The sequence below is a fragment of the Chitinophaga sp. W3I9 genome, from assembly GCF_050434025.1.
GTDB lineage: Bacteria > Bacteroidota > Bacteroidia > Chitinophagales > Chitinophagaceae > Chitinophaga.
The window spans coordinates 7,162,623-7,182,421 of the sequence record NZ_JBNPWC010000001.1 but is presented as its reverse complement, the minus strand read 5'-3'; the positions used below and the strand labels follow the sequence as shown (position 1 = coordinate 7,182,421).

Genomic DNA, 19,799 nt, shown 5'->3' with positions numbered 1-19,799 from the left:
CATTTGTAATTCACAACAGGTATATGCAAAAAGAGTATACAGTAACGGTATATACGGAAGACCGTATAGGTATAACCAACCGTATCACCATAATATTTACCCGCAGGGGTATCAATATCACCAGCTTAACCACCGCTGAAACAGAAATTCCCGGTGTGTATAAGTTTGTAATAACGGTGATGTCTACACGTGAGAAGCTGGATAAAGTAGTTGGACAGATAGAAAGGCTGATTGAAATTCACCGCGCTTTTGTGCATGAAGAAGATGAAGTGGTATACCAGGAGCTGGCGCTGTATAAAATTTCTACCCGGTCGTTACATACAGGTGATATTGAAAGACTGATACGTGAAAATAATGCGCGTATCCTGACGATCACCGCGGATTATTTTGTGATCGAGAAAACAGGTCACCAGCAGGAGCTGACCGACTTTATCAAGAAACTGGAGCCATATGGCCTGATAGAGTACACTAAGAGCGGAAGGGTAGCCATTGTAAAATGGAGCCGCCGTTTCCACGAGCACCTGAAAGAATTACACACACAGGAAGCTCCCGGCATTTAGCCGTGTGCTTTCAGCAAATAACTGGCTGCCGGCCAGCCGCCGGCAGCTGACATCTTAATCATTATTCATTCAAATCACACCTCAGCTAACAGCTAACAGCTAGTAGCTAAAAGCTAAAAAAACAACACATGGCAACCATCAATTTTGGAGGGGTACTCGAACAAGTAGTAACCAGAGAAGAATTCCCTATGGAAAAAGCAAGGGAAGTGCTGAAGAACGAAGTGATTGCAGTTATTGGTTATGGCGTACAAGGTCCTGGCCAGGCACTGAACCTGAAAGACAATGGCTTTAATGTTATTGTAGGTCAACGTAAAAATTCCAAAACCTGGGACAAAGCAGTTGCTGATGGCTGGGTTCCTGGTGAAACTTTATTCGATATCGAAGAAGCAGCTCAGAAAGGTACTATTCTTCAGTTCCTGCTGTCTGATGCCGGACAGATCACCCTGTGGCCTACTTTAAAGCAACACCTGACTCCTGGTAAAGCACTGTACTTCTCCCACGGTTTCGGTATCACCTATAAAGAACAAACCGGTATCATTCCTCCTGCTGATGTAGACGTAATCCTGGTAGCTCCAAAAGGTTCCGGTACTTCACTGCGCCGCCTGTTCCTGGCTGGTCAGGGTCTGAACTCCAGCTACGCTATTTTCCAGGACGCTACCGGCCGCGCTAAAGAACGCGTAGTAGCACTGGGTATCGGTGTTGGTTCCGGTTACCTGTTTGAAACAGATTTCAAAAAAGAAGTTTTCTCCGATCTTACCGGCGAACGCGGCTCTCTCATGGGTTGTATCCAGGGTATCTTCGCTGCTCAATACGAAACACTGCGTAAGAATGGTCACTCACCTTCTGAAGCTTTCAATGAAACAGTAGAAGAACTCACACAGTCGCTGATGCCACTGGTAGCAGAAAATGGCATGGACTGGATGTATGCCAACTGTTCTACTACTGCTCAGCGCGGTGCGCTCGACTGGTGGAAGAAGTTCAAAACTGCTACCCAGCCTGTATTTGATGAACTGTATGCCAGCGTTGCTGCAGGTAAAGAAGCTGCCCGTTCTATCGCTTCCAACAGCACTCCGGATTACCGTGAGAAACTGAACGAAGAACTGAAAGAACTCCGTGAAAGCGAAATGTGGCAGGCTGGTGCGGCCGTACGTAAGCTGCGCCCTAACAACGCGTAATAGCAAATATTATACATTACAATGGCAAAGCATTTTCGAATTATTGAAATTATTGGCGCTCGTATTTAGTACGGAAGAATACATCTTTCTGATACTGAATACAGGTTCCATGATTTCGATAATCCCGAAAATGCTTTGCCATTTGTATTAATTACATTTTATGTCTGAAGTAATGAGTAGTGTCAATTCCCTGAATATCCTGGACGCGGCTGTGAAACTGAAACCAATCGTTACCCGCACTCCGCTGATGTATAGCGCCAATCTTTCCCGGCGTTATAACTGCGACGTATATCTGAAAAGAGAGGATATGCAGATTGTACGCTCTTATAAACTGCGCGGCGCCTATAACCTGATCAGCAGCCTGCCTGCTGAACTATTGGCTAAAGGCGTTACCTGCGCCAGCGCCGGTAACCACGCCCAGGGCTTTGCTTATGCATGTAAAGCCATGAATATTAAAGGCGTGGTGTTTATGCCGGTGATCACACCAAAACAAAAAGTTAACCAGGTAAATATGTTTGGCGGCGATCATATACAAATCCGCCTCGTAGGGGATACCTTCGACGATTGCTCTGTGGAAGCCCAGGCTTTCACAAAAGCCAATAGTATGACCTTTATCCCGCCATTCGACAACCCGAAAATAATTGAAGGACAAGGAACCGTAGCCGTTGAAATCCTGGAAGACCAGTCCGCTATCGATTTTCTTTTTGTACCCGTTGGCGGCGGCGGTCTTGCTGCCGGCCTCGGCACTTATTTTAAAACATATAGTCCCAATACCCGTATCATCGGGGTGGAACCGGAAGGCGCACCCTCTATGCTCCGCGCACTGGAAAACGGCGGTCCCGTTACCCTCGATGAAATAGAGCGCTTTGTAGATGGCGCTGCTGTTAAAAGAGTAGGTACCCTCAACTACGAAATCTGCAAAGATGTGCTGGATAAAATGCACCTCGTGCCGGAAGGAAAAGTGTGCTCCACCATCCTCCGGTTATATAACGAAGATGCAATTGTGGTAGAACCCGCGGGCGCCTTGTCCATCGCAGCACTGGACGACCATGCCGCGGAAATCAAAGGGAAAAAAGTAGTATGTGTGATCAGCGGCAGTAACAACGACATCGACCGCATGCAGGAAATAAAGGAACGTTCACTCCTGTATGAAGGATTGAAACACTATTTTATTGTACGTTTTGCACAACGCCCGGGAGCCCTGAAACAATTTGTGAACGATATACTCGGCCCGGATGATGACATCACCCGGTTTGAATATATCCAGAAACATAATAAGGAGATAGGTCCCGCGCTGGTAGGGGTGGAACTGCGAAACCGCGAGGACTATGATAAACTGATTGCCAATTGTCAGAAATATAATTTCCAGATCACCGAACTCAATAAAGACGACAGCCTGTTCGGATATCTTGTATAGAGATGAGGCGCGCCCGTAAAAGGGCGCGCTATTTTTTTTGCGATGTTACAACCGGAAGATCCAGTAATTCACACTCCTCAATTTTGAGATCCCATATCTGCCCCCGGCAATAACCCTTCAGTAAAACGCGGCTCCCCTTCGTTAAATTAATATCTTCTTTGTTCTGTAGAAAACACTTAATGGAATGAGACCTGTCGCCACTTTTAAGGATCATGTAGGCAGTACCCATCGGGTTAATACCAGTACCAATGTAAACACCGTTTATATACACCGTTTCATTTGTATACTTTTCCACGGCTACCGGATCATTCGCCAGATATAGCTTTTGAAGCTCTAATGCAGTGATGGGATACTGCGCGCATTTTCCTACACTGGTATCTTCTTCCGGCATTACTGCCTGATGCAGGTTGGCGGCGATATCCGGTAAATCAGGCGTGTGCCGCTTAACAAAAAAGTACAGTAAAACGCCGGCAATGGCTATAACAACCGTGCTAATTATAGCTAAATGCAGGTGCCGGTACCTGTTGTGGTTCTTTGAGGTAGTACTCGACATAACGGGAAATTTAGGGATAGTGACTAATATACCAACAAAATCAAAGGACAATTTCTGCTTAACAACTGCATAACAAAAAAATACCCGTTCCGGTTTACCGGAACGGGTATAAATAAAGTGGCCACTCCGGCTACACTTATTTCAAACTGGCAATATCAATTACAAACCGGTACTTCACATCACCCTTCAGCATCCGCTCATAAGCGGTATTGATATCTTTAATATTAATTACTTCCACATCACTGGTAATATTATGCTCCGCACAGTAGTCCAGCATTTCCTGCGTTTCGCGGATGCCGCCGATCAATGATCCGGCAATGCTCCTGCGTCCCATGATCAGGTTGAAGGCCGGTACCACGGACGGTTCCGGTGGCACTCCCAGGCAAATCATCACACCATCCAGGTTCAGGAGGTTCAGGTAAGTCGTGTAATCGTGGGGGGCGGAAATAGTATTGATGATAAAATCGAATTGACTGTAGAGCTGCTTTACCTGCGCTTTATCTGTCATCAGCGCGAAATGATGGGCGCCCAGCCGGCGGGCATCCGCTTCCTTGGAGGGAGAGGTGCTTAGCATCGTTACCTCAGCCCCCATAGACGCCGCAAGCTTTACCGCCATGTGGCCCAGACCGCCCAAACCCACTACCGCTACTTTATGACCTTTGCCTACTTTCCAGTGGCGAAGCGGGGAATAAGTGGTGATGCCAGCGCATAACAGCGGCGCTACTCCCTCAAGCGGCAGCTTATCAGAAACCTTCAACGTATATTTTTCGTCTGTTACAATATGGGTGGAATATCCGCCATAGGTATGCGTTTTTCTATCCATTTCGTAACCATTATAGGTACTGGCGCCACCGGTGATGCAATATTGTTCCTCTCCGGATTTGCAGGGATCGCACACCCGGCACGAATCCACAAAGCAACCTATCCCCGCCAGATCGCCTACCTTGAATTTGGTGACATGATCACCCACTTTGGTGATCCGCCCCACTATTTCATGGCCGGGAACCATCGGGTAAATTGAATTGCCCCACTCATTCCGCACCTGGTGAATATCGGAATGACATACCCCGCAATAAAGGATTTCAATCTGCACATCATGCGGTCCCGGCTCTCTGCGTTCAAAATTCCAGGGACCCAAGGGTGATGCAGCATCCTGCACAGCATAAGCTTTTGTCGCAATCATGGTGTATAATTTTAGTCCCCCGAAGCTACATAATTTGTACTATCCGGAATCCTGCGGGGGTTAAACAGCTGCTTTTACTGTTTTTTCAATAACTTATACAGTAATAAACAGATACCCGGTTTTTATTTTTGGTCTAAAATATAAGATCATGGAGCTTAATTTAAAAGGAAAGGTAGCCATCGTTACCGGTGGCAGTAAAGGTATAGGCAAAGGGATCGCGGCGTCTTTGTTGCAGGAAGGCGCTACCGTAGTGATCACCGCCCGTAATGCCGATGAACTGGAAGATACAGCCGCTATGTTCCGCCTGCAGGGACTGGACGTGCTGGCGGTGGTAGCAGATATGACAAAAGAAGCGGACCTGCAGCAATTGGTCACTACCACAGTGCAGCAGCTCGGTCACATCGATATCCTCGTAAATAACGCCGGCGGTATAGACGCATTCGGTCCGTTGGACACCATCAGCATGCCGCAGTGGCGGCAGGTGTTTGAAGTCAATTTCTTCGGCTTGGTAGCGCTCACCCAGCTGGTAATTCCTCACATGAAAAAGCAGGGTGGCGGCAGGATCATCAACATCTCCTCCGAAAATGCGGAACAGCCGGACCCCAACATGGGCCATTACAATGCTACAAAGGCTGCATTGAATAACTATTCAAAAACGCTGTCGCAGAATTACGGAAAAGATAATATCCTGGTAAACACCGTTTCGCCGGCATTTATCAAAACACCACTGGTAGATGAAATGCTGGAAGGCATCTCAAAAGGAAAAAATATTTCTATCGCCGAAGCGGCCAAAGAATTCCTGAAAGAAAACCGTCCCTACCAGGTGTTGGGCCGCCCCGGCACCCCGGAAGAAACCGGCAGCATAGTGGCGTTCCTGGCTTCTGATCACGCCTCCTTCATCACAGGCGCGGTATTCCGGGTAGACGGCGGATCTGTAGGCACTGTATAAATATCAAGTATGTTAAGTTTCTGGGAGAAGGAAAGCTTGTTGCAATACGACTATATCATTATCGGCAGCGGTATCGTTGGTCTGTCGGCTGCCATCAGCCTGAAAGAAAGAGCGCCCGGCTGCCGGGTACTGGTGCTGGAACGGGACATTTTGCCCACCGGCGCCAGTACCAAAAATGCCGGCTTCGCCTGCATCGGAAGCCTCACCGAAATACTGACCGATCTGCAAACAATGCCCACGGATGCGGTGAGGGACCTGGTCCGGTTACGGCTGCAAGGCTTACGCCTGCTGCGCAGCCGTCTCGGCGATACCACCATCGGTTACCAGGAAAATGGCAGCCATGAACTGATTGGCCCCCGTGAAGAATGGGCCCTGCACCAGCTCCCGGAAGTAAATCACATCCTGGGTGAGCTCTTCAACGGAGAACCCGCATTCACGCTGGCAAACGACCGTCTTCCTGCTTTCGGTTTTGCCTCAGCGTATGTAAAAGCACTTATCCGCAATAATTTTGAGGGTGAACTGCATACCGGCAAAATGATGCGGGCGCTGATCGATACAGCTGTATTAAAAGGAGTGGAAATTAAAACCGGTTGCACCGTGAAAACAATAGACGATTTTCATACAGGTGTGAACGTTATCGTGCCGCATCATACCCTGGAAGAAGATATTGCCTTTTCAGCCCGTAAGGTGCTCATCTGCACCAATGCCTTTACCCGCCGGCTGCTCCCGGAGGAAGAAGTAGTGCCCGGCAGGGGACAGGTGCTGATCACCACACCGGTAAAAGACCTGCCCTTTAAAGGCGTTTTCCACATGGAAGAAGGATATTATTATTTCAGGGAACTGGAAGGACGGGTACTGCTTGGCGGTGGCCGCCAGCTCGACTTCGCCGGGGAAACTTCCACCGACTTCCGGTTCAACGACCGGATCCAGCACGAACTGGAAGTATTGCTGCGCACCGTAATACTGCCCGGCAGAGAGGTAACCATAGCCGACAAGTGGACGGGTATCATGGCTTTTGGTAAAACAAAACAACCTATCGTAAAAGCACATACGAATAATGTGATCATGGGCGTACGCATGGGAGGAATGGGAGTGGCCATCGGTTCTGTAATCGGGGATAACATCGCTGTAATGGCACTGGAGTCCTGAAGGCGCCCGCGGGATTTGCCCCGACCTGCCCATTGATTAAAATGTTTTTTCCCGACGGAGCGGAAAAACTTGCTTCCCGGTTTTCTGTGCTCTATATTTATTTTTTATTTCCACGCTACCAGGCATTCAGTTGACAATTCCCCACCCCCATAAAGGAAAGGAAATCAACCTGGAAGATATTTTATTCCGTTCACAGGTACCTTTTGTGAAAGTAAAGGGTATCAATTGTTTCTTTTTACATAAATGCACTATGATGAGCAATTTAAATGTATAGTTTTAACACCCGGTAAACCGCGGCAGCCCTCGCGTTTTTTTATTTCACGCAAAAAAAACAATTGTAAGCGTATTTTTTACATTTATTATGTATATTGATCCGCTAAATTTTTTATAACCACGTTTGAACGTTATGCAAACAAAATCCTTACACATCTTTGATTACCTGGTATTCCTGGTATATTTTTTAATAGTGGCTGGTTATGGTTACTATATCTATCAGAAAAAGAAGAAGACCACAACGGATTCCAAAGACTTTTTCCTGGCAGAAGGTTCCCTTACCTGGTGGGCTATCGGCGCATCACTCATTGCTTCCAATATTTCTGCGGAGCAGTTTATCGGGATGTCCGGAAACGGATTCAGTATGGGGCTGGCCATATCCACTTACGAATGGATGGCGGCTGCTACGCTCATCGTGGTGGCAGTATTTTTCCTGCCGATTTACCTGAAAAATAAGATCTATACCATGCCCCAGTTCCTGGAACGCAGGTATAATCAAACGGTAAGTACCATCATGGCCGTTTTCTGGCTGTTATTGTATGTGGTGGTAAACCTTACTTCTATCCTGTACCTTGGCGCCCTCGCGGTGTCCACGATCTCTGGTATTAACTTCTATGTGTGTATGGTGGCGCTGGCCTTCTTCGCCATCCTCATTACACTGGGAGGGATGAAGGTGATCGGCTACACCGATGTGATACAGGTGTTTTTCCTTATCCTCGGCGGATTAGCCACTACCTACCTGGCATTACAGCTGGTGTCTGAGCACTTCGGCGAAAAAGGCGTATTAAGAGGCTTCTCCCTGATGACGCAACATGCCAGCGATCATTTCCATATGATCCTTCATAAAGAGAATCCCAAGTACCTCGATCTGCCCGGCCTGAGCGTGCTGATAGGGGGTATGTGGATCGTAAACCTGAACTACTGGGGATGTAACCAATATATTACGCAGCGTGCATTGGGTGCGGATCTGAAAACTGCCCGTCAGGGATTACTGTTTGCAGGCTTCCTGAAACTCCTGATGCCGGTGATCGTAGTATTACCTGGTATTGCAGCTTATGTACTGTATGCCCAGAATCACGGTGACTTTGCACAATCCATGATGAAAGGTGGTTCCCTGAACCCGGATAACGCTTACCCGGTATTGCTCAATCTCCTGCCTTCCGGTTTAAAAGGACTCGCGTTTGCTGCTTTAACAGCTGCAGTGGTGGCTTCCCTGGCAGGTAAAGCCAACAGTATTTCCACCATTTATTCCCTGGATATTTATAAGAAGATATATAACAAAGATGCCGATGAAAAGAAGATCGTAGGCGTGGGCCGTGCTGTGGTAATTATCACCATGATCATCGCAATCGTGATCTCTAACTTCCTTGGCATAGATAAAAAAGGTGGTTTCCAGTTTATCCAGGAATATACCGGCTTTGTTTCTCCGGGCGTATTCGCCATGTTTGCCCTCGGGTTTTTCTGGAAACGGACAACCTCCAGCGCAGCCATGTTTGCGATGATAGGTGGTTTACTCCTTTCCTTCTTCCTGAAGTTTATGCCGGCATGGGTGAACCTGGAACCTTTGCATCAGCTTGGCTTTGCCGCATTGAACCCGGACAGCGGGTTATACGAAATGGCTTTCATCGATCGTATGGGACTGGTGTTTGTAGTGTGCGTAGTAGGTATGATCATTATCACGTTGTCGGATAAACGCAGTGTGAACAATCCGAAAGGACTGGCTATCGATGCCAGCATGTTTAAACCCAACCTGGGCTTTACGGTGGGCGCCTTACTGATTGTAGGTATCCTTATCGCCTTGTATACTGTATTCTGGTAATAAGAACATTTTATTATTTTGGTATCCGGATATTTTAGGACATTTTCCTGTCGTAAAATATCCGGTCCTTTTTCAGATTGTTAATTTCTCACGTTATGTACTTTATAGGATACGATATTGGGTCATCATCTATCAAAGCAGCATTGCTTAACGCTGACACCGGCGCCTGCGTGGCCACCGCCACCTGCCCCGAAAAAGAGATGGCCATTGATGTACCACACGCCGACTGGGCAGAACAAGACCCCGAGAGCTGGTGGAAGGAAATTGTTCACGCTACGGAACTGCTGCTGAACCGTTTTACAGTGGATCCTGCACAGATCAAAGGAATAGGTATTGCCTACCAGATGCACGGATTGGTGTGTGTGGATAAACAACAGCAGGTGCTGCGCCCGGCTATTATCTGGTGCGACAGCCGCGCTGTAAATACCGGCAATGCTGCCTTTAAAGCACTTGGCGAACAGTACTGTCTGGAGCACCTGCTGAACTCACCCGGTAATTTTACCGCCTCGAAGCTTCGCTGGATCCAGGAAAATGAACCGCATATTTATGAACGCATTCATAAAGTAATGCTGCCCGGCGATTTCATTGCCATGAAATTAACCGGCGAAGCCTGCACCACCATCTCGGGCTTATCAGAAGGTACCTTCTGGGATTTTGAGGAAAATGCAGTTTCCAAATCATTACTGAAATATTATAACATAGACGAACAACTGCTGTCTGCCATCGTACCTACGTTCGGCATCCAGGGCCAGCTTACAGCGGCTGCAGCTGCTACACTGAAACTGGCGCCCGGCACACCGGTTACCTACCGCGCCGGCGATCAGCCTAACAATGCTTTTTCTCTCAATGTGCTGCAACCCGGTGAAGCCGCCACCACGGCAGGAACCTCAGGCGTAGTATATGCCGTGCACGATAAAAACAGCTTCGACCAGCAAAGTCGCGTCAACACGTTTGTGCATGTGAATAACGACCACGCCCATACGAGAAACGGTGTGCTCATGTGCCTCAATGGTACCGGCATTGCCAACAGCTGGCTCAAAAACCTGGTAGGTGATATCACCTATCCCGAAATGAATACCCTGGCGCAACAGGCGCCGATAGGCGCCAACGGCCTGCAGGTATTTCCTTTTGGCAATGGTGCGGAACGCATCCTGGAAAACAGGAGCCTCGGCGCTACCCTCCGCAACCTTGAGTTCAACCGCCACAGCCGCGCGCACATTATGCGTGCCGTACAGGAAGGCATCGTGTTTGGTCTGAACTATGGCATGGATATCATGGCTGAAATGGACCTCAGCATCCATCGCGTAAGAGCCGGACATGCCAACATGTTCCTCAGCCCCTTATTCCGGGAAGCTTTTGCCAATACCGCCAATGTTGTGATAGAACTATATAATACAGATGGAGCACAGGGCGCAGCCCGCGGCGCAGCAATAGGCGCCGGTTATGTTAGCATGGCAGATGCATTCCGTGGCATGGAATGCCTCGCAGTAATAGAACCGGATCCCGCCCTGCAATCACAATACCGGGATGTTTATGGCAACTGGCTGAACGGTCTCCGTACCCTGATGCATTAACGGAAACATATAAGTAGATCTGGCATTTTAAAAAACCATATTAGTTATGAGTATTACATTAGGAAACAACGAGTATTTCAAAGGGATTGGTAAAATACAGTTTGAAGGACCACAGTCAGATAACCCGCTGGCGTATAAATGGTATGATGAAAACCGCCTCATCGCGGGTAAATCTATGAAAGAACTGTTCCGTTTTGCCGTGTCCTACTGGCATACCTTCTGCGGAACAGGTGGTGATCCTTTTGGTCCTGGTACCAAACAATTCCCCTGGCTCGCTTCCCCGGATGCGAATCAGAGTGCTAAAGACAAGATGGACGCAGCTTTTGAGTTCATTACCAAAATGGGGCTTCCTTACTACTGCTTTCATGACATAGACCTGGTAGACGAAGGCGCCAACATCGCAGAATATGAAAGCCGTATGCAGCAGATCGTTGCCTATGCTAAACAGAAACAACAAGCCAGCGGTGTAAAACTGTTATGGGGCACTGCCAATGTATTCAGCAACCCGCGCTATATGAACGGCGCTGCTACCAATCCTGATTTCGCCGTATTGGCCTATGCAGGTACCCAGGTGAAAAATTCACTGGATGCCACCATCGCACTGGGCGGCGAAAACTATGTATTCTGGGGCGGTCGTGAAGGATATATGACCCTGCTCAACACCAATATGAAACGCGAACAGGAACATCTGGGCCGTTTCCTGGGCATGGCCCGCGATTACGCACGGGCACAGGGCTTTAAAGGCACCTTCTTTATAGAGCCTAAACCCTGCGAGCCTACCAAGCACCAATACGATTATGATGCCGCCACAGTGATCGGCTTCCTGCGCCAGTTTGGTCTCGATAAAGATTTCAAACTGAACCTCGAAGTAAACCACGCTACGCTCGCAGGCCATACCTTCCAGCACGAACTGCAGGTGGCAGTAGATGCGGGGATGCTGGGCAGCATCGATGCTAACCGCGGGGATGCGCAAAATGGCTGGGATACCGATCAGTTTCCCACCAACCTCAACGACCTCATTGAAAGCATGCTGGTTATTCTCGAAGCTGGCGGATTTGCCGGCGGCGGCGTAAACTTCGACGCAAAAACCCGTCGTAACTCCACCGACCTGGAAGATATCTTCCACGCACACATAGGTGGCATCGATACTTTCGCAAGAGCTGCTATTGTTGCAGAAAAAGTATTGACCGCCACACCATATAAAAAATTCCGCCAGGACCGGTACGCTTCTTTCGACAGCGGTAAAGGACAGGAATTTGAAGCGGGTAAACTTACATTGGAAGACCTCCGCAATTTTGCAGTGGCAAACGGAGAGCCTAAACAAACCAGCGGCAAACAGGAATGGCTGGAAAACCTGATCAACGCAAGCATCTAATATACTATTGGGATTTTGCTTTGGATTACCGGTAGCAACAAATGGCTGTTACCAAATAATCCCAAAGTAAAATCCCAAAATGTTTTATTTTTCTTCCAAAATAATGAACAATGAAATTTGGCATCCATTCTTTTCAAGAGGCAGGATTTGACATCATTGCGCTCCAGGATCTCGAAGCAGGTACACAGGTGGAAATAATTCCTTCTTTCGGCGCACTGCTGCATGCGTTCAAAGTAAAGCATACAACAGGACCACTGAACCTGATAGATAGTTACAAAGATATCGCCGACCTGGAAGCAAATCTCCGCACCAGCTTCAAAAGCGTAAAACTTAGTCCCTATGCATGCCGCATGAAGGATGCACAATATACCTGGGAAGGCAAACCCTACACTATCCAGAAAACATTGGCACCCGGAAATGCCATCCACGGCTTATTATATGATGCGCCCTTTACCGTAACAGCGCAACAGGCAGATGACCAGCAGGCATCGGTAACCCTTACCCATCATTTTAAACAAACCGATGATGCAGGGTACCCCTTTGCATACGACTGCATCGCTACCTTTACCCTGCGGGCCGGCAACGACCTGCAGCTGAATACCACGCTCGTGAATAAGAGTGGCGTTGCCGTTCCCGTGATGGATGGCTGGCATCCATACTTCAGCACAGGTACACCGGTAGATGAGCTGGTACTTACCTTCGCTTCCAAAGAAATAGTGGAGTTCAATGAAAAACTGCTGCCTACAGGAAACGTTTTGCCATATACCGAATTTGTTGAAGGAAAGGTGTTGAAAGGCGTGGAGCTGGATAATTCCTTTGTACTGGATCTCACAAAGCCACAACCGCTGGCCACGATCCACGATCCGAAGAAAAATATCAACATTGCCTTCTATCCCGAAAATAGCTATCCCATCCTGCAGATATATATTCCACCGCACCGTACCAGCATCGCTGTAGAAAACCTCAGCGGCGCGCCGGACGCCTTTAACAACGGACTCGGACTGGTTCAGCTGGCTGCCGGCGAAAGCAGGGTTTTCAGTACCCGCATCCAGGTATCTTTATAAAATAAGGGTGATGGCATATTCTTTGGCTCTTCATGTTCATAAGCAACCCGATTATATCACCATATAAATTGAAAGATTATGGACAAGTTACAGATCAAAGGAAAGTGGAACGAAATAAAAGGTACCCTGAAACAAAAGTATGCAGACCTGACCGACGATGACCTGTTGTACGAAGAAGGACAGGAAGATAAATTGATCGGAAAACTGCAGCAGAAATTGGGTAAAAGCCGGGACGAAGTGATCGATTTACTGAAGTCTGCCTGATTGGTACAACCTGAAATTTTAAATACAGCGATCCTTCCGCCCCCGGGGTGGAAGGATTTGTTTTTAAAACACCGTGGCATTTTCTTTAATTTGTACTTCATTAGGGTAGATGAACAATGTCTATACTGATCTGTTTGTAAAGAATGGAAGGGATTCGGCTGTAAAAATTATTATATTTTATATGAAGGTTTTCATGCGCATCATAGCACTAGGCTGTATATTCAGTATGGCATTTGCTCCAAAGGTACAGGCCCAGGTAACTGTTACCGGGATGATTTCAGACAGCAACAAGCTGGTGCTGCCCTATGCCACCGTCAGCAATCTCAACTCCGGGAAGCGGTCGCTTTCTGACCAGGGAGGGTATTACAGGATATCAGCCTCCCGCAACGACCGGCTCCTGGTTACTTTCGTAGGGTACAAGCCGGATACGATCATTGTTACCCAAACTTCCGGTACTCAAACCATTAACGTGGTGATGGAATCTGCCGGTAAGTTCCTGAAAGGAGTGGAAATCACCTCCCAGTACAGTCCTTACCAGATAGATTCAATGGAAAGACGTAACCAGTACGGCTATATCCTGGATAATCCAAACAAGCCATTGGCTGGCGGTAGTACGCCTGAAGGTGCTGGTATTGTGTTTAGTCCGATTACCCGTTTCTCCAAAAAAGAAAAACAAAAACGGCAGTTTAAAGAGAATTATGAGAAGATGGAAAAGGAGAAGTTTATAGACTCCCGCTTTACACCGGTATTGGTAAGCCGGGTAACAGGGCTTAAAGGCGACTCACTCCAGTTGTTTATGAGGGATAATTATCCTGATTATAATACCATGCGTACCATTAATAACAACGATCTGTTGTACTGGATTACTGATAAATACAAATCCTGGTTGAAGAAATAACCAGGCTGGAACATAAAAAAGCGCGGGATATAACAATTGTTATATCCCGCGCTTTTTTATGTTAATAGGTGTTGGTTCAATTATACACCTTCACCATATATACAAAGTCCTCCAGCTTCTTAATCTGATCTACCCGGTTCATTCCTTCCAGGCGGCTCTTATGATTCCAATCCTTCCTGGTTTGTTTGTCTTTTGGCATCTCATCCAGCAGGTGTTTGAGGTGGGCAGATTTTACCGCAAAGGCGATACCATCGGAGGTAGTTTGTTTGCCGGTTACTATTCCTACTACATCTCCTTTGCTATCCAGCAGAGGAGCACCGCTGTTGCCCGGGTTCACCGGGATAGATACCTGGTAGGCAGTGGTATCCCCGTTAAAACCTGTTTTGGCGCTGATATAACCTTTGCCATAAACAATTTCATCGCGGGGGAATCCCATGGTGAATACTTCTTCGCCCAGTTTTACGCTCTGTGGTTTCAAAGCATAAGGCAGGGGCTGACTTTTAAAAGTAGAATCTGCAATCTTCAGTATTGCCAGATCACTGGAAATATCTTCAAATATGCTGATGGCTTTAAAAGCCTCTCCTTTATTATTCTGAACATATACGGAGTCGGCGCCGGCTACTACATGATAGTTGGTAACGATATAGCCATTACCGGATACCGCGAAACCAGTACCTCCATAAGTGCCGGGGTTTAACGGAGCCCGGCTCTTGCTGTTCATATCGTTGATGAGTGCATTCTGGGAACGCTGAATATTATTCAGTACCCTTCTTACATCTTCGTATTGTGCAGTTGATTTACTTTTAGATACATTCTGTATGATCGCAATGGTGGATAAAGAAGTAACCAGTGCTATACAGGCGGCGGCAGCCAGGTTCGTAATGGTTCTGCGGCGGATGGTTAATCTTCTTGCAGTCTGGTTTTCTTCCTGTGCCTGTTTGCGGAGGCTTGGCATATCCAGTTGTTGATGTATCTGGTTGAGCTTTGCCTGTAACTGTTGGCGTTTGCCGTAATTGCCCAGGTGCTGAAGGAACAGTTGATGTTCTTCTACCTGTTTGTTAATCAAGGGATTGGTATGACGTAAAGTTTCGAAAGCAGTTTTTTCCTGTTCGCTCATTTCCCCTTCCAGGTAACGCTCAATTTCACGTAATAAGATCATGTCTTCTTTCATGGCTGCTTTCTGCTTATAGTGGTGTTTTGTATTGATCAAAAAATAACTTCTTCAACCGCATCAGGCACTTATACTTCTGGTTCTTGGCGTTTTCAGCATTGGTGTATCCGAACTTTTCTGCTATTTCCTGCATAGATTTTTTATGCAGATAATAATCTTCCAGGATGGTTTGGCAGGGTTGACCAATATTGCTCATCGCGCCTTCCATGATCCTGAATTCCTGATCCCTTGCATCGTGCTCTTCCAGCTCTTCCGTAGCCGGAATCACTTCTTCCAGTTCGGGCGTTAAAGCATATAATCCGTAGGTACGGTGAACTTTTTTAAGCCAGAGATGGCGGCAAACCGAATAAAGAAAGGTTTTGAGCCTGCTGCTTAAAGTAAAATCACTGGTTTGTACCTTTTCATATAATACTATAATGGCCTCCTGGAACACATCTTTTGCGTCATCTTCGGAGCCATTATGCTGAAGGATCATTCGTAATACCACCGGAAAATTCTCAGAATAGATGATTTCCAATGACTTATCCTCGCCTTTTGCCAGTCCCAGCAATAATTCCCGGTCTCTTGTTATGTCTTGATTTTGCTTCACTCTTAATACAGTTATTAGGCATTTGGTAACCCAAAGTAGCGAAAAAAAATATTTTTAAAAGTTTGGGTTACCTTTTAGGTGATCCCGGTATAAAGGTTAAATCATTCAAAAACAACTTAAATAATTGTAACATGAAGAACGTAATCAAAATTGGTTTCTTAGCTCTGTCTTTCGGTCTGTTCGCAGTTGCTTGCGGTGGTGCAAAAACTGAAAATGGTACTGACTCTACTGCTAGCGCTGCTGGTGCTTCTATCGATTCAGCTGCTCAGGTAGCTACTTCAGCTGTTGACTCTGTAGCTGACGCTGCAAAAGCAACTGTTGATTCTACTGCTAAAACTGTTGATTCAGCTGCTGCTCATCACTAATCTGACTTTAGAATTTATAATTAACCGTTCCGGCTTAGCCTGAACGGTTTTTTTATGCCCTGTTTTTGGTTACGGAAATATGTTTCTTTGAAAGTTATTCAATAAACGACCTTTATTATTAAAAAAAGCATATTTTTTGATATTAGCCCTTGGATAATTAAAATCGTGCCGTATTTTTGTCCTACGCTCAAAACGAGTAACAAATAATAATATGACACAGCAAACCTCTTTCGGCTTTTTTAGCTTTTATTATTTCTGGTACCAGAAATAGGGAGGTCGTTTGTAAAAGATAAAAGAACTACAAAAAGGCCTTCCGGAACCGGAAGGCCTTTTTTAATACCATAAACCGGCAGTGGATGCCAACAAACAAATAAGTATATGTTACAGCCAGTTTCAGGCAAATACTTTTTTTATTACTTCTCTTACTTCTTTTATGCGAAGAAGCAGGGGACTCGTTTGCAATAACATACTTACATATAAAAGTACAGCGCAAAGGGTCCCGGATCGGGACCCTTTCTGTTTTAAATAGCTAGTTGCTGTAGCAACTATAACTGAATAAAATCAATCACATACACATGAAAATTGCCATACAGGGGTTTGAAGGGTCTTTTCACCAGGTTGCTGCCCAGGGGTATTTCGGTAAACAAACTGAAATAGAATGCTGTGCCTCCTTTGCAGAACTGGTTAAAAAAGCAAAACAACAAACCGATGTGGATGCAGGTATGATGGCCATCGAAAACTCAATTGCCGGTAGCATCTTACCAAACTACAGTCTCATTAAAAACTCCGGTCTGCATATCACCGGTGAAATTTATCTCCAGATCAATCAGCACCTCATGGTGTTGCCCGGGCAAACAATGGAAGATATCAGGGAGGTGCATTCTCACCCGATGGCCCTTTTGCAGTGTATGGATTTCCTGGAAAAATACCCGCATATCAAACTGGTGGAAACAGAAGATACCGCCCTCAGTGCCAAGCACGTAAGACAGAAGAAACTGAAAAGTACGGCTGCTATTGCAGGTAAGCTGGCCGCCGAAATCTTTGAACTGGATATCATAGCGCCTAATATCCACACCAATAAAAATAACTATACCCGCTTTCTGGCTGTATCCCGTACGCCCATCGCTACGCCGGAAGATGCCAACAAAGCATCTGTATACTTTCAAACAAGCCACGACAGGGGCAGTTTGGCTAAAGTACTTACCCAGATTGCAGTGGCCGGCATCAACCTGTCGAAGCTGCAATCCTTTCCGATCCCGGCAAAAGAATGGAATTATTACTTCCACGCCGACATGGAATTTGATAACGCCGCTCACTTCGAAAAAGCATTATCGAAAATAGAGCCACTCACAGAACACCTGAAAGTGCTGGGTATTTATAAAAAAGGAAAAACACATTAATCAGTTTTATGCAGATACAGGTTGCTAAAAGATTACAAGGCACAGAAGAATACTACTTCTCCAAAAAGCTCAGGGAAATTGAGGAAATGAACCAAACCGGCGCAAGGGTGATCAACCTCGGTATCGGAAGCCCCGATCTGCCTCCTCATCCTTCAGTGGTGGCTGCATTGAACGAAAATGCCGCTTTGCCGAATACGCACAACTACCAGGGATACAAAGGTATTCCCGCCCTGCGTAAAGCAATGGCAGACTGGTATCAACGCTATTACAACGTAACCCTGAACCCCGATACGGAAGTACTGCCGCTGATAGGTTCCAAAGAAGGGATTATGCATATCTGCATGACTTACCTGCAGGAAGGTGATGAGGCCCTGATCCCTAACCCGGGTTACCCTACCTACCGCTCCGCAGTGAACCTCAGTGGCGCTACTGTTGTTGATTATGACCTGACAGAAGAAAACAGCTGGCTGCCAGACCTGGATGCCCTGGCACAAAAAGACCTGAGCCGGGTGAAACTGATGTGGGTAAACTACCCGCATATGCCTACCGGCGCAAAAGTAAACAGGGAATTTGCCGCAAAGCTCATCGCTTTCGCCAAACAACATAATATCCTCATTTGTCACGATAATCCGTACAGCTTCATCCTGAATGAACAACCCGAAAGCCTGCTGCAGTTTGAAGGGGCAAAAGATGTGGTGCTGGAGCTGAACTCCCTCAGCAAATCATCCAATATGGCCGGATGGCGTATCGGTATGCTGGTGGGCAAGGCAGAATGGATTGCACAGGTGCTGCGCTTCAAAAGCAATATGGATTCCGGTATGTTCCAGCCTATGCAGATGGCCGCTGTAAAAGCACTGCAGCTGGGAAAAGACTGGTACGACGACTTAAATAAAATTTACCGTGCACGCAGGGAAAAAGTATTCCAGTTACTGGATCTGCTGCATTGCACCTACGATAAAAACCAGGTGGGTATGTTCGTTTGGGCGAAGATACCATCCACTAACGAGAACGGATATACGCTCACTGATGAAATACTGCAGAAGGCACGTGTATTCATTACTCCGGGAGGAATATTCGGAAGTAACGGTAACGGCTATATCAGGGTGAGTTTATGCCAGGATGAAAAGGTTTTCCAGGAAGCGATAGAACGTATCAAAACCAACGTAAAATGATTGCAACAATAATAGGAACGGGTTTAATCGGCGGCTCGCTTGCCATCACGCTGAAGGAAAAAGGCGTGGCGGAGCGGATCATCGGGGTGGATCAGAACCAGGAGCACCTGCAACGGGCACTGGAGCTGAACATCATTGATGAAGGCGCGAGCCTGGAGGATGCCATGAATCGCTCCGGCCTGGTAATACTGGCCATCCCGGTGGATGCAGTGCTGCAGGCGCTGCCCTCCATCATGGATAAAGCGCGCCCCGGCCAGGTGATTATGGATGTAGGTTCTACCAAAGAAAAAATACTGCAACTCGTTGCCGGTCATCCCAACAGAGGACGCTTCGTGGCGGCCCATCCGATGGCCGGCACCGAGTATTCCGGCCCCGATGCTGCTGTACGCAATCTCTTCGTTAACAAAACGATGGTGCTCTGCGATGTGAAAAACAGCGATGAAGATGCACTTGAAGTAGTGGAAAACATGGTAGACCGGCTGCAGATGCGCACCGTATATATGAATGCGGAAGAACACGACCTGCACACGGCTTATGTATCCCACATTTCCCACATCACTTCTTTTGCACTGGCCTTAACCGTGCTGAAAAAAGAGAAAGAGTCAGGACGCATTTTCGAACTGGCGAGCGGTGGTTTTGAATCCACCGTGCGGTTGGCGAAAAGCTCCCCTGATATGTGGGTACCTATCTTCAAACACAACCGGAACAATGTGCTCGATGTACTGGAAGAACACATCAGCCAGTTACAGCAGATGAAAACATTGCTGGAAAACGAAGACTACGACACCTTTTACAAATTGATTCAAAAATCCAATAAAATCAGGAAGATCCTGAAATAACTAAATTCTG

General features: G+C 46.8%; 19 protein-coding genes. 15 read left to right on the top strand and 4 right to left on the bottom strand.

Annotation, left to right across the window (positions count from 1 at the left end; all coding sequences use genetic code 11):
* Positions 1 to 23: 23 nt before the first annotated feature.
* The 3 genes from ilvN to ilvA all read left to right on the top strand — a co-directional run bounded on the left by ilvN (position 24) and on the right by ilvA (position 3,152).
* On the top strand, positions 24 to 560 hold the full coding sequence (ilvN, locus tag QFZ51_RS29040) for an acetolactate synthase small subunit (protein ID WP_142686236.1): 537 nt from the start codon (positions 24 to 26) through the stop codon (positions 558 to 560).
* Positions 561 to 688: 128 nt separating this feature from the next.
* Positions 689 to 1,735 carry a ketol-acid reductoisomerase gene (gene ilvC / locus QFZ51_RS29035; RefSeq protein WP_370912358.1) on the top strand — a complete coding sequence of 349 codons (1,047 nt, stop codon included), beginning with the start codon at positions 689 to 691 and terminating at the stop codon, positions 1,733 to 1,735.
* Between the two features lie 160 nt (positions 1,736 to 1,895).
* Positions 1,896 to 3,152 carry a threonine ammonia-lyase IlvA gene (gene ilvA / locus QFZ51_RS29030; RefSeq protein ID WP_429050913.1) on the top strand — a complete coding sequence of 419 codons (1,257 nt, stop codon included), beginning with the start codon at positions 1,896 to 1,898 and terminating at the stop codon, positions 3,150 to 3,152.
* Between the two features lie 28 nt (positions 3,153 to 3,180).
* Here the strand turns inward: ilvA and QFZ51_RS29025 are convergent, their stop codons facing one another.
* Positions 3,181 to 3,705, bottom strand: a complete 525-nt coding sequence (locus QFZ51_RS29025; RefSeq protein ID WP_429050912.1) for an OB-fold protein — start codon at positions 3,703 to 3,705, stop codon at positions 3,181 to 3,183.
* A gap of 136 nt (positions 3,706 to 3,841) precedes the next feature.
* On the bottom strand, positions 3,842 to 4,888 hold the full coding sequence (locus QFZ51_RS29020; RefSeq protein ID WP_370912361.1) for an NAD(P)-dependent alcohol dehydrogenase: 1,047 nt from the start codon (positions 4,886 to 4,888) through the stop codon (positions 3,842 to 3,844).
* 148 nt (positions 4,889 to 5,036) lie between these two features.
* Between QFZ51_RS29020 and QFZ51_RS29015 the strand changes: the two genes are divergently transcribed.
* The 8 genes from QFZ51_RS29015 to QFZ51_RS28980 all read left to right on the top strand — a co-directional run bounded on the left by QFZ51_RS29015 (position 5,037) and on the right by QFZ51_RS28980 (position 14,253).
* Positions 5,037 to 5,837 (top strand): SDR family NAD(P)-dependent oxidoreductase, encoded by an 801-nt coding sequence (locus tag QFZ51_RS29015; RefSeq protein ID WP_429050910.1) that lies wholly within the window; start codon positions 5,037 to 5,039, stop codon positions 5,835 to 5,837.
* Between the two features lie 9 nt (positions 5,838 to 5,846).
* Positions 5,847 to 6,986 (top strand): NAD(P)/FAD-dependent oxidoreductase, encoded by a 1,140-nt coding sequence (locus QFZ51_RS29010; protein WP_429050908.1) that lies wholly within the window; start codon positions 5,847 to 5,849, stop codon positions 6,984 to 6,986.
* 406 nt (positions 6,987 to 7,392) lie between these two features.
* On the top strand, positions 7,393 to 9,078 hold the full coding sequence (locus QFZ51_RS29005; protein WP_429050906.1) for a sodium/sugar symporter: 1,686 nt from the start codon (positions 7,393 to 7,395) through the stop codon (positions 9,076 to 9,078).
* 95 nt (positions 9,079 to 9,173) lie between these two features.
* Positions 9,174 to 10,652 (top strand): xylulokinase, encoded by a 1,479-nt coding sequence (locus tag QFZ51_RS29000; RefSeq protein ID WP_429050905.1) that lies wholly within the window; start codon positions 9,174 to 9,176, stop codon positions 10,650 to 10,652.
* A gap of 46 nt (positions 10,653 to 10,698) precedes the next feature.
* Positions 10,699 to 12,027 carry a xylose isomerase gene (gene xylA / locus QFZ51_RS28995; RefSeq protein WP_429050904.1) on the top strand — a complete coding sequence of 443 codons (1,329 nt, stop codon included), beginning with the start codon at positions 10,699 to 10,701 and terminating at the stop codon, positions 12,025 to 12,027.
* A 110-nt stretch (positions 12,028 to 12,137) separates the two neighbouring features.
* Complete coding sequence (locus tag QFZ51_RS28990; RefSeq protein WP_429050902.1) at positions 12,138 to 13,091, top strand: aldose 1-epimerase; 954 nt, start codon at positions 12,138 to 12,140, stop codon at positions 13,089 to 13,091.
* Between the two features lie 78 nt (positions 13,092 to 13,169).
* Positions 13,170 to 13,355 (top strand): CsbD family protein, encoded by a 186-nt coding sequence (locus QFZ51_RS28985; protein WP_429050900.1) that lies wholly within the window; start codon positions 13,170 to 13,172, stop codon positions 13,353 to 13,355.
* Positions 13,356 to 13,536: 181 nt separating this feature from the next.
* Positions 13,537 to 14,253 (top strand): carboxypeptidase-like regulatory domain-containing protein, encoded by a 717-nt coding sequence (locus tag QFZ51_RS28980; RefSeq protein ID WP_429050898.1) that lies wholly within the window; start codon positions 13,537 to 13,539, stop codon positions 14,251 to 14,253.
* Positions 14,254 to 14,329: 76 nt separating this feature from the next.
* Here QFZ51_RS28980 and QFZ51_RS28975 read toward each other — a convergent pair whose 3' ends face one another.
* Complete coding sequence (locus QFZ51_RS28975; protein WP_429050896.1) at positions 14,330 to 15,463, bottom strand: S1C family serine protease; 1,134 nt, start codon at positions 15,461 to 15,463, stop codon at positions 14,330 to 14,332.
* Complete coding sequence (locus QFZ51_RS28970; protein ID WP_429050894.1) at positions 15,438 to 16,013, bottom strand: RNA polymerase sigma factor; 576 nt, start codon at positions 16,011 to 16,013, stop codon at positions 15,438 to 15,440. Before QFZ51_RS28970 ends, QFZ51_RS28975 begins: the two co-directional genes overlap by 26 nt.
* A gap of 131 nt (positions 16,014 to 16,144) precedes the next feature.
* Here QFZ51_RS28970 and QFZ51_RS28965 point away from each other — a divergent pair, with 131 nt between their 5' ends.
* The 4 genes from QFZ51_RS28965 (at position 16,145) to QFZ51_RS28950 (ending at position 19,789) form a co-directional block, all read left to right on the top strand.
* On the top strand, positions 16,145 to 16,378 hold the full coding sequence (locus QFZ51_RS28965; RefSeq protein ID WP_370912372.1) for a hypothetical protein: 234 nt from the start codon (positions 16,145 to 16,147) through the stop codon (positions 16,376 to 16,378).
* Positions 16,379 to 16,953: 575 nt separating this feature from the next.
* Positions 16,954 to 17,778 (top strand): prephenate dehydratase, encoded by an 825-nt coding sequence (locus QFZ51_RS28960; protein ID WP_370912373.1) that lies wholly within the window; start codon positions 16,954 to 16,956, stop codon positions 17,776 to 17,778.
* 8 nt (positions 17,779 to 17,786) lie between these two features.
* Positions 17,787 to 18,950 carry a pyridoxal phosphate-dependent aminotransferase gene (locus QFZ51_RS28955; protein ID WP_429050891.1) on the top strand — a complete coding sequence of 388 codons (1,164 nt, stop codon included), beginning with the start codon at positions 17,787 to 17,789 and terminating at the stop codon, positions 18,948 to 18,950.
* On the top strand, positions 18,947 to 19,789 hold the full coding sequence (locus tag QFZ51_RS28950; RefSeq protein WP_429050889.1) for a prephenate dehydrogenase: 843 nt from the start codon (positions 18,947 to 18,949) through the stop codon (positions 19,787 to 19,789). The genes QFZ51_RS28955 and QFZ51_RS28950 overlap by 4 nt, the downstream gene beginning before the upstream one ends.
* Positions 19,790 to 19,799: the final 10 nt, after the last annotated feature.